General features: G+C 67.4%; 14 protein-coding genes. 4 read left to right on the forward strand and 10 right to left on the reverse strand.

Annotated elements, in window-relative coordinates; all coding sequences use genetic code 11:
* Positions 1 to 61: 61 nt before the first annotated feature.
* The 3 genes from ODR01_RS09695 to rsmA are packed head-to-tail and all read left to right on the forward strand — an operon-like array spanning position 62 to position 3,188.
* Positions 62 to 1,324, forward strand: coding sequence for a peptidylprolyl isomerase (locus ODR01_RS09695; protein ID WP_316977436.1), 1,263 nt, complete (start codon positions 62 to 64; stop codon positions 1,322 to 1,324).
* Positions 1,324 to 2,355: a 4-hydroxythreonine-4-phosphate dehydrogenase PdxA gene (pdxA, locus tag ODR01_RS09700; protein ID WP_316977437.1), complete on the forward strand. Its 1,032-nt coding sequence runs from the start codon at positions 1,324 to 1,326 to the stop codon at positions 2,353 to 2,355. The genes ODR01_RS09695 and pdxA overlap by 1 nt, the downstream gene beginning before the upstream one ends.
* Positions 2,352 to 3,188 (forward strand): 16S rRNA (adenine(1518)-N(6)/adenine(1519)-N(6))-dimethyltransferase RsmA, encoded by an 837-nt coding sequence (gene rsmA / locus ODR01_RS09705; RefSeq protein WP_316977438.1) that lies wholly within the window; start codon positions 2,352 to 2,354, stop codon positions 3,186 to 3,188. Before pdxA ends, rsmA begins: the two co-directional genes overlap by 4 nt.
* Before the next feature lie 60 nt (positions 3,189 to 3,248).
* Here the strand turns inward: rsmA and ODR01_RS09710 are convergent, their stop codons facing one another.
* Both ODR01_RS09710 and pxpB read right to left on the reverse strand, forming a co-directional pair.
* The gene (locus tag ODR01_RS09710) at positions 3,249 to 4,280 is read right to left on the reverse strand and encodes a 5-oxoprolinase subunit C family protein (protein ID WP_316977439.1); all 1,032 of its coding nucleotides are present in this window, start codon (positions 4,278 to 4,280) and stop codon (positions 3,249 to 3,251) included.
* Positions 4,280 to 5,035: a 5-oxoprolinase subunit PxpB gene (pxpB, locus tag ODR01_RS09715; protein WP_316977440.1), complete on the reverse strand. Its 756-nt coding sequence runs from the start codon at positions 5,033 to 5,035 to the stop codon at positions 4,280 to 4,282. The genes ODR01_RS09710 and pxpB overlap by 1 nt, the downstream gene beginning before the upstream one ends.
* 145 nt (positions 5,036 to 5,180) lie before the next feature.
* Here pxpB and ODR01_RS09720 point away from each other — a divergent pair, with 145 nt between their 5' ends.
* Positions 5,181 to 5,954, forward strand: coding sequence for a LamB/YcsF family protein (locus ODR01_RS09720; RefSeq protein ID WP_316977441.1), 774 nt, complete (start codon positions 5,181 to 5,183; stop codon positions 5,952 to 5,954).
* Between the two features lie 10 nt (positions 5,955 to 5,964).
* Here ODR01_RS09720 and ODR01_RS09725 read toward each other — a convergent pair whose 3' ends face one another.
* The 8 genes from ODR01_RS09725 to gmk all read right to left on the reverse strand — a co-directional run bounded on the left by ODR01_RS09725 (position 5,965) and on the right by gmk (position 13,495).
* Positions 5,965 to 6,147 carry a hypothetical protein gene (locus ODR01_RS09725; protein ID WP_316977442.1) on the reverse strand — a complete coding sequence of 61 codons (183 nt, stop codon included), beginning with the start codon at positions 6,145 to 6,147 and terminating at the stop codon, positions 5,965 to 5,967.
* Positions 6,144 to 7,085 (reverse strand): DUF4432 family protein, encoded by a 942-nt coding sequence (locus ODR01_RS09730; protein WP_316977443.1) that lies wholly within the window; start codon positions 7,083 to 7,085, stop codon positions 6,144 to 6,146. The genes ODR01_RS09725 and ODR01_RS09730 overlap by 4 nt, the downstream gene beginning before the upstream one ends.
* 62 nt (positions 7,086 to 7,147) lie before the next feature.
* Positions 7,148 to 8,677, reverse strand: coding sequence for a sulfatase-like hydrolase/transferase (locus tag ODR01_RS09735; protein ID WP_316977444.1), 1,530 nt, complete (start codon positions 8,675 to 8,677; stop codon positions 7,148 to 7,150).
* 16 nt (positions 8,678 to 8,693) lie between these two features.
* Entirely contained in the window at positions 8,694 to 9,521 is an 828-nt protein-coding gene (locus tag ODR01_RS09740; RefSeq protein WP_316977445.1) for a carbohydrate ABC transporter permease, read from the reverse strand.
* A complete protein-coding gene (locus ODR01_RS09745; protein WP_316977446.1) occupies positions 9,518 to 10,459 on the reverse strand; it encodes a carbohydrate ABC transporter permease in 942 nt (313 codons plus the stop codon). The genes ODR01_RS09740 and ODR01_RS09745 overlap by 4 nt, the downstream gene beginning before the upstream one ends.
* 32 nt (positions 10,460 to 10,491) lie before the next feature.
* Entirely contained in the window at positions 10,492 to 11,820 is a 1,329-nt protein-coding gene (locus tag ODR01_RS09750; RefSeq protein ID WP_316977447.1) for an extracellular solute-binding protein, read from the reverse strand.
* A gap of 100 nt (positions 11,821 to 11,920) precedes the next feature.
* Positions 11,921 to 12,826: a LysR family transcriptional regulator gene (locus tag ODR01_RS09755; protein WP_316977448.1), complete on the reverse strand. Its 906-nt coding sequence runs from the start codon at positions 12,824 to 12,826 to the stop codon at positions 11,921 to 11,923.
* A gap of 45 nt (positions 12,827 to 12,871) precedes the next feature.
* Positions 12,872 to 13,495, reverse strand: a complete 624-nt coding sequence (gmk, locus tag ODR01_RS09760) for a guanylate kinase (protein WP_316977449.1) — start codon at positions 13,493 to 13,495, stop codon at positions 12,872 to 12,874.
* Between the last annotated feature and the right edge of the window lie 24 nt (positions 13,496 to 13,519).

Genomic DNA, 13,519 nt, shown 5'->3' on the forward strand with positions numbered 1-13,519 from the left:
CGACGGCATATGATGGGTCCCGCCTTCAGTTGGCCAATCGGATCGGGTTGCACCGCGTACGATGAGAAAATTCCTTCTGATCTTCCTGGCATGCGGTTTCGCAATCATCGGCCATCCCGCCGTTGCGCAGGAAGCCCAAAAGATCGCCGCCGTCGTCAACGACGAGGTCATCTCCCTTTTCGACCTTCAGGCCCGGCTGTCGCTGGTCATCGCCGGATCGGATACCAGGGACAGTCCGGAAACCCGGCGTCGTCTGGCGCCCGAGGTCCTTCGCCGGATGATCGACGAGGTTCTCCAGCTCCAGGAAGCGAAGCGGCTGGGCGTCACCGTCGCCGGTGCCGAGGTCGAACAGGCCATGGCCACCATCGAACGCCAGAACGGCATGCCAAAGGGCGGCCTAAGCGCGTTCCTGGCGAGCCGCGGCCTCGACAAATCGATCCTGGCGGGCCAGCTCGAGCCGCAGATCGCGTGGGGCAAGGTCATCGGCCGCCGCATTCGGCCCCAGATCCAGGTGCCGCCCGAGGAAGTGAGCGAGACCCTGGCCCGGATCAAGGCCGGCGTCGGCAAGCCGGAGTACCTGCTGGCGGAGATCTTCCTGCGCGTCGACGAGCCGGAAAACGAGGCGCAAATCCGCCAAGTCGCCCAGCGGATCATACAGCAGCTGCAGCAGGGCGCCAACTTCGCCGCCGTGGCGAGGAATTTCTCGCAGGCCGCCTCGGCGACGGAGGGCGGGAATTTGGGTTGGGTGCGGGCCGAAGAGCTGGGAGACGAGCTGGCGGCCCCGGTTTCCCAGATGCAGCCGGGCCAGGTCATGGGGCCGGTCCGCACACTCAGCGGCTTCCAGATTGTCATGTTGCGCGAGCGCCGCCTCGCCGCCGGGCTGTCCGGCGGGGACGCCGAAGTGCAGTTGCAGCAGCTGTTCTTCCCGCTGCCCGCCAACGCCCCGGAACCCCAGGTCCGGGACGCCACCGCCAAGGCCCAGTCGATGGCCGCCCGGGCGAAAAGCTGTGGCGACATGGAATCCCTGGCCCGGGAATTGGCCACGCCGATGTCGGGAAGCCTGGGCAAGCTGAAGACCAGCGCCCTGCCGGCCGTTGTCCAGAACGCCATTCGCAATCTCGAAGTCGGGCGTCCCAGCCCCCCCGTGCGTACCGAAAATGGCCTGGCGGTGCTGATGGTGTGCGACCGCCAGGGCGGCCAGAACGCCGAGCAGGATCAGCGTCAGCAGATCGAGCGCATGATCACCCTGCAACGCCTGGACGCCGCCGCCCAGCGCTATCTTCGCGACATGCGCCGGGCGGCCTTCATCGACATCCGTCTGTGATGGCCCCGACATCGACCCCGGCCCGCCGACCGGCCCCCCTTCCCCTGGCCCTCACCATGGGAGAGCCCGCGGGGGTGGGCGGCGAGGTTACGCTGGGCGCGTGGCTTCGCCGCGATGCCGCGATGCCATGTTTTTTCGTGATCGACGATGCCGCCCGCCTGCAATCGCTGTCGGCGCGGCTTGGCCTTAAGGTGCCCATCGAGCGCATCGATGCTCCCGAGGAGGCGGTGCGGATCTTCCCCGCCGCCCTTCCCGTTCTCGACCGGCCGCTCGGTATCGAGATCCTTCCCGGCAAGCCCGCCCCCGCCGCGGCGGAGGCGGTTCGCCGGTCCATCGAAACGGCGGTGGCCTTGGTCCAGCAGGGCCGGGCCGGAGCCGTCGTCACCAATCCGATCCACAAGGAAGTCCTCTATGCCGCCGGGTTCGCCTTTCCCGGCCACACCGAATTCCTGGCCGCCCTGGCGGGAATCGCGACGCCTCCCATCATGATGCTACTCTGCCCCGAGTTGCGGGTAATTCCGGTCACCATCCACGTCAGCCTCGCCGACGCGCTCCGGACCCTGACGACGGAGTCCATCGTCGTCGCCGCCGAAATCACCGCCGCCGCCCTGCGCTCGGATTTCGGGATCGCGCGTCCCCGGCTGGCCGTCGCCGGGCTCAACCCGCACGCCGGGGAAGGCGGCAGCATGGGTACCGAGGAGCAGACGATCATCGGCCCCGCGATCGCCGCCTTGCGGGAAAAGGGAATCGACGCCACCGGCCCCTTCCCTCCCGACACCCTGTTCACGCCGCGCGCCCGGCGCACCTATGACGCGGCCATCTGCATGTATCACGACCAGGCCCTCATCCCGATCAAGGCGCTCGATTTCGACGGCGGCGTCAACGCCACGCTGGGCCTGCCCTTCGTGCGCACCTCGCCCGACCACGGAACGGCGCTGGATATCGCGGGAACCGGGAAGGCCGAGCCGGGCAGCCTGATGGCGGCCCTGCGCGTCGCCGCCGACATGACGGCCAACCGGGCGCGTTCATGACCGGCGCCCCGACGGCGGCGGCTCTTCCGCCCCTGCGCGAGGTCATCGCCCGCCACGATCTCATCGCCCGCCATTCGCTGGGGCAGCATTTCCTTCTCGACGCCAACCTGTGCCGGCGCATCGCGCTGACGGCCGGCGATCTTGGCGAGAGCACGGTCATCGAGATCGGCCCCGGGCCGGGGGGCCTGACGCGCGCCCTGCTGCTGGCCGGGGCACGGCGCGTCGTCGCCATCGAGAAGGATGCGCGCTGCATCGCCGCCCTTCAGGAACTGGCCGGCCCGTTTGCCGGGCGCTTCGAATTGATCGAGGGGGACGCCCTGGAGGTCGACGTCGCCGGGCTCGGCCCGCCGCCGCGGCGCATCGTCGCCAACCTACCCTACAACGTGGCGACGCCCCTTCTGCTGCAATGGCTCCGCCAGGCGCAGGCCTTCGAAAGCCTGACCCTGATGTTCCAGAAGGAGGTCGCCGACCGCCTTCTCGCCACGCCCCGCACCAAGGCCTATGGGCGGCTGTCGGTGATCACCCAATGGCTGTGTGAGGTGCGCCCCGCCTTCACCGTCGACCGCCGGGCCTTCACGCCGCCGCCCAAGGTGACAAGCAGCGTCGTCGTTCTCACCCCGCGACCGCAGCCCTTGGCCCCGGCGTCGTTCAAGGCGCTGGAAGCGGTGACGGCGGCGGCCTTCGGCCAACGCCGCAAGATGCTGCGGGCCAGCCTGCGCCGGCTGGATCTCGACCTTGCCGGGCTGGGAATCGATCCGTCGGCCCGCGCCGAGGAGTTGGAGGTGCCCGCCTTCTGCGCGCTGGCGAGAGCCCTGGAGGAGAAGTCCGGTTAATTCGGGGACACCATACTTAATTCCTGGCGAATTAAGTATGGTGTCCCCGAAATACCACGCCTAGCGCGGCGGCGCCTCCTCGGGACTGACGATGCCGTCGATCAGGTTGACGCCCAGCAAGTTCGCCGTGTCGTCGGCGGCGCTGCCGGCGCGATAGAACGCCGCCGCCAGTCTTTCGATGCCGTCCAGCATGGCGGCGCGAAGGTCCTCGGCCTCCTCCACGCCCACCGCCCGGAACCGCACCGCGTTGCCAGGCCGGCACTGCGCCAGCACCGGCAGATCGGCGGAAATGACGGTGGCGATCTTGGCGTATCCGCCGGTCGTCTGACGGTCGGCCAGCATGATGATCGGCTGGCCGCTGCCGATCACCTGTACGCTGCCCGGCGCGATGCCGTCCGACACGATGTTGTAGTCCGCCGCATGCCGGATGGGCGGTCCCTCGAAGCGATACCCCATGCGGTCGGACTGGGACAGGATGCGGTAGGCGGAAGACAGGAAGGTCGTCTTGCCCTCCTCGGTGAACAGGTCGTCCTGCGGGCCGAGGACGACGCGCACGACATCGCGGGCCTTTGGCCACAGGCTCGTTTTCAGCCAGCGGTCGGGACCGTCGAAGCGTTCGGCATCGGCCAGCGGGAGGCGGCTTCCCGCCTTCAGCGGCTGGCCGTCCATCCCGCCCAATCCCGACCGCACATGGGTCGAACGGCTGCCCAGCACCCTGGGCAGGTCGAAGCCGCCCGCCACCGCCAGATAGCCCCGCGTGCCGGATTGGGCCCGCCCGATGGCCAGCCGGTCGCCCCGCTTCAGCGTGTGGCTGGCATAGGCGCCGGCTCGCCGGCCGTTGATCGAGAGTGGGAAATCGCCCCCGGCAACGGCGATCCGGCAGGCCGCCGCCTCCACCGCATAGGTTCCGCCGGCCAGGGTGAATTCGATGGCGGCCTCGCCCGCCTCGTTACCCGCCAGCCGGTTGGCGAGGCGCAGCGCGCGTTCGTCGAGGGCGCCGGAAACCGTGACGCCGAACCGCTGATAGCCGACGCGGCCGAGATCCTGAAGGGTGGCGAGCGGGCCGGGATCGACGACAAGCAGCGCCGCCATCACGCCTCCTCCTCGTGCCAGGCAACGATATCGCCGGCCTCCGCGCGCGCCGCCAGGGCGGCGAACTCGGCGGCGGCGACCGGCGAGAAGCGGATGCGATCGCCGGGCGCGATCAGGAAGGGATCGTCGCGCTTAAGATCGAAGGTGCGCACCGGCGTTCGTCCCAGCATGTGCCAGCCGCTGGGCGCCGCCACCGAGAACACCGCCGCCTGCTGGCCGCCGATCGCCACGCTGCCGGCCGGAACCAGGGTGCGCGGCGTCTCGCGCCTCGGCGTGTGAAGGATTTCGGGAAGTCCCCCCAGATAGGCGAAGCCGGGCGTGAAGCCGATCATGTAGACCCGGTAGATCGCCTCCGAATGAAGGGCGATCACCTCTTCCGGCGTCATGTCGTGAACCTTGGCCACCCATTCCAGATCTTCGCCATGATCGCCGCCGTAGCACACCGGGATCACCCATCGCCGGCCCACCGTCGTCGCCTCGCCGGCGTTCGCCGCAAGTTCCGCCAGGCGGGGAATCAACTGGCGGGCGCGGATCGCCAGAGGGTCATAGACGACCAGCAGCGAGCGGTAGGTGGGCACGGTTTCGACGACGCCCTCGATGCCCGCTTCGGCGATTCTCGCGTCCATGGCCATGACGCGGTCGCTCAAGGCCTCGTCCACCGCACTGCCGAACTCGACGACGACGGCGCCGTCCCCGGCCGGCAGAAAGCGGGGCGGGTCCGCGGGCTTCTGGCTTGGCGGCATGCTGACGGACATTGCACTCTCCGCAGGCGCCCGTTCCAGGCTGGGCGCCCTACCCTGCCGCTTCACGATGGCGCTGGCAATCGGTTCTTGGCAAAGCGCCCTCGGCTGCGCGCATAATGGGCGATATCGTCACAAGACAATGGAAAGGAGAAGGGCGATGGCACGGGTGGATCTGAACAGCGACATGGGGGAAAGCTTCGGCGCCTATACCATGGGCGACGACGCGGCGATGCTGAAGATCGTCAGTTCCGCCAACATCGCCTGCGGCTTCCACGGCGGCGATCCGCTGGTCATGGACACGACGCTGCGCCACGCCAAGGCCAACGGCGTCGGTGCCGGCGCCCATCCCAGCTTCATCGACCAGTGGGGATTCGGCCGCCGGCCGATCCACGGCGAGCGCCCCGAGGACATCGAGAAGATCCTCGTCTACCAGATCGGCGCCCTGGTGGCGATGGCCGCCCACGTCGGCCATGCCGTCACCCATTTGAAGCCGCACGGGTCCTTGAACAACATGGCCTGCGTCGACGCCGGACTCGCCATGGCCTGCGCAAAGGCGGCCCGCACCGCCGACTGGAACCTCATCCTGGTCGCCATGCCCGGCACCGAAATGGAAAAGGCCGGCGAGAAGCTGGGCCTGCGGGTGGCCCGCGAAGTGTTCGCGGATCGCGCCTACACCGACGAGGGGCACCTGGTTTCGCGCAAGATCGAGGGCTCGATGATCCACGATCCCGACGTGGCGGCGCGCCGCGTGGTGCGCATGGTCGAGGACCAGGAAGTCGTCAGCATCACCGGCAAGCGCGTGCCGGTCAGGGTCGATACCGTTTGCGTCCACGGCGACAACCCGGCCGCCGTCGCCACGGCAACCCGGATTCGCGAAGCGCTGAAGGCCGAAGGAATCGCCATCGCCCCGATGACCGAAATCGTCGCCTAGGTACTCGCGATCAACCTGGGCCGGAGGCATTGGCCGCGTTGCCGTCCCCGCCGGTCTTGTCGCGGCGCATGTAGCGGCGCTCCGGGTGGTAGGGTTTAAGGCGAAGCGCCCGGTCGAGATGTTCGAGGCGGCGCTTCAGGACGTCGCGGATTTTGCTGAGGATCTTGCTTCCGTCATGGATCGAGAAGGTCATGGCTGCGCTCGGTTTTCAGGCATGTTGAACGGAATCGTCGGTGGGCTTCCGGCGACGGAAACCTCGAGGCGGTATCTCTGCCGTTCCCCCGGCTGAAGAAGGCGTCCGGGCTCGCTGCGGCCGTCGGGGGTCCGCCGGCTGGTGCACGGCTCGATGGAGAGCACGCCGCAGCGGGCGCGCAAATCGCCCCACAACTGCATCACCGGCAGGGCCGTGGGATCGAACGTGAAGGTGATGCGAAGGGAATCGTCCGCCCCCGCCCGGTCCCCGGGCGTCGTGACGGTCCACGTGGCCTCGCCCTCGCCGGCGGGGTGACACTGCGGCACTTCCGGCCCGCTCTCCGCCGCCAGGCTCAGCGGCCCCAGAATGCGGCGGCCGGCCGAGGCGACGGTGGTGCCGTTGGAAATGGCGGGATAGCCGAGATTGAAATGATAGAGGACCTGGTGGGGCGCGGGCTCCGGACCGCAATTCTCGACCGTATCGATGATGGCGAAGCCGCTGCCCCCCGCCTCCGCCTCGATGCGGCGGGAGAGCCTGAGCAGGCTGCCGCCGTAGCGGCCCTGGACGATTTCCCCCTCGCAGAAGAGAAGCGGTGGCGAGACCGCCCAGTCCTCGCCATGGGCGGTGAGCCGCGCCGGGGTGACGGGCAGGTCCCCGTGCAACGGCGCCTCGTCCGCCGAGCGGCGGATCGAGTCGAGGCCGCAGGTCATGAGGAAGCCGGAGAGTCCTCCGCCCAATCCGGCGCGGCCGTCGGCTGGGGAATCTTTCACGGAGGGATGGCGAAAGCCCGACGGCGCCTGCCAGGCAAGCGGCACGCCGCGCCACGACGCCAGCCCGATGTCCAGCGAGCGGTCGACGAGCACGACGAAGTCGAGGCCGCCGCCCGTCGAAAAGGCGAGGACGCGCACCCCGTTCTCGACCCCGTCGTTCAGGGTCATGGACCGCACGCTCGCCAATTGGCGGAGCGTACCGACGAGGGGGCTGAGCGCCGGCATGCCGCTCACGCCATCGCCGTGGCCCGCGGCAGGTCCAGGCGGGCGAACGCCTCGGCCGGCGCGTCGTTGGCGCGCATCAGGCGGGTCATCAGGTCGAGGAGCCGTTGCTCCTCGGGGCCGTTGCGGAGCGGGTTCTGCTGTCCGGGGTCGGTTTTCAGGTCATAGAGCCGGGTATCGCTTTCCAGCAGGGCGCCCGGGCCATAGTTGTTGTACATCGGCGAGCGCTCGATGACCGGCACCTTCAGCAGTTTGGCCCCCTTGGTGAAGGCGAAGCCGTCGGAAAGGCTGGCCAGCGACAACTCCTCGGGCGTGAAGAACGAGAAGATGTGGGTGGGCATCACCGTATACTGGTAGATCTCCTGCGCCGCCAGGTCGGCCGGATAGCGATGGTAGGTGTAGCGGCCGTCGGTGACGTTGACGGCACCGCCGAAATAGCCGAACAGGGCGCCTTCCCGCCGTACCTCGTTGCGCCGCATGCCGAGCAGCGAGAAGCCCTCCATGTCCGGCTCGGGGGCGAGGCCGAACAGGTCGAGGAAGGTGGGCGCGATATCGATCGTCTGGCTGAGCGCGGATGTGCGCGTTCCGGCCAGTTCCGGCGCGCGGGGATCGTGAATGAACAGCGGGATGTGGACGATTTCCTCGTACATGTTCATCCGGTTCTTGGCCCAGAAGTCGTGCTCCCCCAGCAGGAAGCCGTGGTCGGTGGTGACGACGAGCGCGGTGTCCTTCCACAGGTCATGGCGGTCGAAATAGTCGAGCAGCTGGCCCATCAGGAAATCGCACATCGACATGATGGCGTAGTAGTTGGCCCTCAACTCCTCGCATTCGGCCGGCAATTCGTCGACGCGGCCGTAGCGGGGCCAGTCGCGTACCGGCCCGTTCCAACCGGTCTCGAACGGCTTCTTGAAGCGGGCCGGCGCATGGAACGGCTCGTGGGGGTCGAAGCATTCGATCTGCAACAGCCAACCGTCGGCCTCGCGGTTGCGGTCCAGGAAATCGAAGCCGTGGGCGAAGCACTTCACCGAGGGAAAGTCCTTCTCCTCCTTGATGAACTCGCGATTGACGGCGTTCCTGGCGAAGTACGTCCGCCGACCCGCCGCGAACTGGCGGGCATGGTACATCTCGCGCAGCCTCTCCCAGTGCGGCTGTACCATTGCCTTCCAGGCGTCGCCCTCCTGGCCGCGCACGAACTCGTAGGAATCGTAGCGGTTATGGTAGGTGGCGCCGCCGTCTTCCCAGTAGTGGAAGTGGTCGGTGACGAGGTGGCTGTAGACGCCGGCGCCGCGGTGCAGCAGTGCGGGGAAGGCGTCGTCGAACGGCTCCAGCGGCCCCCAGCTGCGGTGCAGGAAATTGAGGCGGCCGGTCAGCATGTCGCGGCGGGCCGGCATGCAGGGCAGGCTGCCGACGTAATGGCGCTCGAAAGCCACCGAGCGCTGCGACAGGCGGTCGAAATTCGGTGTCGGCACGCGCCCGCCGCCGTAACAGCCCAGCAGATGTCGGTTGAGGGAATCGAACAGGACGAAGACGGCTTTCATGAAGGCAACCCCGCTCCTATTTGATGGCGCCTTTGGTCAGGCCCGAGACGATGAACCGCTGCCCGATCACCAGCAGCACCAGGGCCGGGACGATCGACAGCGCGGCGCTGGCAGCCATTTGCGTGTACTGGATCTCGTACTCCTGGGCGAACTTGGCGATGGCGACCGGGACGGTGGCCGTCTGCTTCATGGTCAAGTTCAGGGCGACGGCGAATTCATTCCACGAGAACACGAACGTCAGCACGCCGGTGGCGGCCAGCCCGGGACGGATGATCGGCACCACGATCCTGCTGAGCACGACCGGCGTCGAGGCGCCGTCGATGCGGGCCGCCTCGATCAGCTCCTGGGGCACGTCGCGTACGAAGACGCCCATCAGCCATAGGGCCATCGGCAGGTTGAGCGTGGTGTGGGCGAGGATCAGGCCGGTGAAGGTGTTGTCCAGGCCGACGCTGCGCGCCATCGTGTACCAGGCGCCGGCCAGCGCGATCGGCGGAATCATGTGGAAGACGATCGTCCAGCCTAGGAAGGAATGCAGCACCCACGGATGCCAACGCATGCGGTACAACGACCACGCGGCCGTGGTGCCGATCAGCAGGCAAAGCGCCGTCGAGACGATCCCCACCAGCAGGGAGTTGCGGTAGTTCAGCAGGAAGTCCGAGGTCTTGGAAAACAGCACCTCGGTGAAGTTCATCAACACCGGGGAAAAGGCGAATTCGCCCATCAGCAGCGAAATCTGGGTGCGGAAGCCCGCCGCCACCACCCAGGCCACCGGGAACAGCACGACGACGGCGGCGGCCACCAGTACCGCGTGACCGGTCAGCCGGGGAAGGCTCAGGCGCCTCATGCCATGCCCTCCCGCTTCCGGCGGGCATTCAGCGCCACCACAAGCAGCAGCGAGACCAGGAAGATGACGGCCACCCCCATCGCCGAGCCGTAGCCGACGCGGTCTTCGGTGAAGAAGCGCTGGTAGAGCGTGAAGCTGATGACCTCGGTCGCCGTGCCGGGCCCGCCGCCGGTCAAGAGGTAGACCTCGTCGAACACCTTGAAGGCCAGCACCAGGCGAAACGCGAACGTGACCACGATGGTCGGCACCATCAGCGGGATGGTGACGTAGCGCAATTCCTGCCAGCGGCTGGCGCCGTCGATCTGGGCGGCCTCGTAGACGTCCTGCGGCAGCGATTCCAGGCCGGCCAGGAACAGCAGGAAACAGAACGGCGTCCAGTGCCAGATGTCGACGACGATGACCGACAGAAGTGCCGTGGCCGACGACCCCAGCCAGTCGTGCGGCATGAGGCCGAACATCCCGATGAGCTGGTTCACCGGGCCGAAGTCGAAGTTCAGCATCAGCTTCCAGATGGCCCCGATGACGATGCCGGGGATCAGGATCGGCAGGATGAAGATGGTACGGTAGACGACCCGGCCGCTGCCGAGGCGGCTGCACAAAAGCGCGAGGGCGAAGCCCAGCACCATCTGGCCGGCCACCGCCGAGACCGCGAAGATGATGGTGTTGACGAGCCCGGCCCGAAACAGCGGATCATTCGGAAGCGCCTCGTAGTGGTCCGTTCCGACCGGCTGCCAGACGGCCGACGCACCGACCCAGCTGACTTCGTGGAAACTCGTCGCCACCAGGTTCACCAGCGGCAACACGCTTAAGCCCAGCATGAACAGCAGGGCGGGCGCGAAGGTCGCCCAGCGCCACGCCCGATCGTCGAGAAGCGAGCCGCGCTTCCCGCTCCTCGCCACCGCACGCGGCTCGCCGATCGGCATCGTCGTTGCCTTCATGGCTCGCGTTCCATCGGCCGCGATGGCCTGATTCAAGCCCGGCCGGTCTTGTAGCCGTGCTTGGCCATGATCGCCTGAATCTCGTCCGCCATGCCGTTCAACGCTGCGGCCGGCGCGACTTCGCCGCTGATCGCCCGGTTCAGCCCGAGGTCAAGCACGGCGATCACCTCGCTGGCTTCCGGGAACTGGTAGATGTTCACCGCGTGGGGCAAGGCCTTGGACAGCGGCTTCATCCAGCGGTTGACGCGCTCTTCGGCCATGGGGTCGCTATAAGGCGCGGCGCTGATCGGAATGCCACCGGACTTGGCGTAGTGAAGCTGGGCATCCTTGGTCTGGAACCAGCGCAGGAACTCGACGGTGGCGCGCTTGCGGTCGTCGGTCACGTTCTTCGAGACGCCGCCCAACCAGTGGCCGAGGGCTGGCGCGGTCGGCAGTCCCGGCAGATGGGGCGGCGGCGCGAACTCGATCTTGTCGACCACCGCAGACTTGTTCTTGTCGTCCATCTGCGAAGCCGCGGCGATCACCACCATGACGTGGGCGGCTTTGCCGGTCAGCACGTTCTGGATGACTTCCGCCTGATCCATAGACGCCGTCTGCGGGTGCCCCGCCTCCTTGGCGAGATGGATGTAGTATTCCAACGCCGCGACACCAACGTCATTGGCCAGCGTGACCGTGTAGTCGCCGGCGTTCTGGTCGCGGAAGATGTCGCCGCCGTGGCCGTAAAGGTACGGATAGAAGTCGTAGGACACCGTGTGCGTGCCGCGTGCCCCGCGCTGCACCATGCCATAGCGGCTGGGCGGACGGTGCAGGGCCTTGGCGTTGGCCTCCAGCTCGGCGAAGGTCTCCGGCTCCTTCAGGCCGGCCTCCTTGTACAGGTCGCCCCGGTAGTAGAGCATGGGCACGTTCGGCTGGACCGGAATGGACATCAGCTTGCCGGCCGGCGTCATGGCCCGGGTCTTGGGATCGAAATAGATGGTGTTGCCAAGCGTGTAGACGTCGGGGTCCAGCTTGAAGCCGGGGTCGATGTCGGAAATCGCCTCGACGAAACCGCCCGCATACATTTCGGCGAACCAGCCGGAGTTCATGATCAGAAGGTCGTACGAGCCGGTGGTGGCGCGTACCGAATTGCGCTGCTTTTCCAGCGATCCGGCAAACGGGTTGACGTCCAGTTCGACCTTGTTGCCGGTCTCCGCCTCGTAGCGCACGACCGTCTTGCGGAAGCTGTCGAACCACGGGGACTGGTTGATGACGATGGTGATGGGAGCGGCGGAAGCGGCCCACAGCGGACGGCAGGCGAAGGCCATGGCGGTGGCGCCGGCACCCGCAAGCGTCTGGCGGCGCGTCAATCTGAAGGTGTCCATGTGAATTCTCCCTGGTGCATTTTTGGGAGAAGACGTGGCACCCTTTTGCCATGCATTCAAATGATTTGTTTGGTAATTGCGATAGCTGAAAGTTATGGCATCAATTCTTGGGACGCGCGGCGCAGACGATCCGCAACTCGGCGATGATCGCCGTCGCGGCCGGCGACAGCCAGCCATCCTTGCGGCTGATGAGCCCCGCCTCCCTTACCGCGGAGATCCTTGGCACCTTGAGCATCGCAATGTCTTGCCCCTCGCTCCACTGCATGGTCGTCGAGCCCAGGAAGCTGAGCGCGTCGGACTCGCGGAGCATGTTCAGGATGAAGGCCATGGATTCCGTCTCGACGACGATCTGCGGCAGCGGCAGGTCGAGGGCCACGAAAAGCGCCTGCAGCCGGCGGTGGGACCGGGTGTTCCGGGGCGGCAGGATCCAGGGAAACTCGAGCAGCTGGCAGGGCTCCGGCTCGTTCTGCCGGGCCAGCGGATGGTCCGCCCGGCAACAAGGGCCCAACTCGTCGGCCGTCAGCCGCTCGATCGCCAGGTCCTGGGAGAGCTCCCGCAACGGCAGTTCTGCGACGACGAAGTCCAGTTCGCCGCGGCGCAGCGCCCGCAGCAGGACGTCGTCATATCCGCCGACGACGCGGGCCCGGACCGCCGGATTGGCCATGACCGTGCGCGCGAGGCTGACCGGCAGATGACGGCGCAGCCAGGCCGGCCCGGCGCCGATCGACACCGTGCCGACGGCGCCGCGGCGCAGCCAGTCGATCTCGCTCATGGCGTCCTGCACCTGGACGTTCACCGTCTCGGCATGCCGAAGCAGGCTCTGGCCGAATTCGGTCAACTGGACCCCGCGCGGCAGCCGGTCGAACAGCTGCACGCCAAGCTCCTCTTCGAGTGCCCGGATGCTCTTCGTCAGGGTGGGCTGGGCGACGCCAAGATCGGCGGCCGCGCCCGTGATGTTGAGCGATTTGGCGACCGCCAGGAAATACTCGAGCTGACGAAGGTTCATCCGAGTCCCCCCATCGTCCTGAGACCGCGACGGATCGGAGCGAACTCAGGCGTCGCGGCACAGATGCGAAACGAAGGCCGGCAGGTCCAACTGGCGTTTGCGCCGCAGCCGTTCGGCGGCCAGGATGGCCTGCACGCCGGCCACGCTCTCTTCCACCACCCGATTGATGACGATGTAGTCGTAGGCTTCCCAGTGGCTCATTTCGGAGGCCGCCTTGGCCATCCTCCGGCGCACCACCTCGTCGGAATCCTGGGCCCGGGTCTTGAGCCGTTTTTCGAGCTCGGCGTGCGACGGCGGCAGGATGAACACACTGACGAGGTCGGTACCGGCATTGTGGGCCAACTGCTGGGCGCCCTGCCAATCGACGTCGAACAGCACGTCCGTTCCCTCGCGGAGCGCCCTCTCGACCGGGGCCCTGGGCGTGCCGTAGCGGTGGTCGAAGACCTCGGCGTATTCCAGGAACTCGCCGGCCTCGACCATCTCTTCGAACCGGCTGTCGGAAACAAAAATGTAGTCGCGCCCGTCGACCTCTCCCGGACGCGGCGAGCGCGTGGTCGCCGAAATCGACAGGATCAGGTTGCCCTCGCGCTCCAGCAACAGGCGCGAGATCGTGGTTTTGCCGGCGCCGGAGGGCGAGGACAGCACCAGCATCAGGCCGCGCCGGGCCATGGGCTCTTTCGGCGCCGCGTCGCC

The sequence above is a fragment of the Shumkonia mesophila genome, assembly GCF_026163695.1.
GTDB lineage: Bacteria > Pseudomonadota > Alphaproteobacteria > Rhodospirillales > Shumkoniaceae > Shumkonia > Shumkonia mesophila.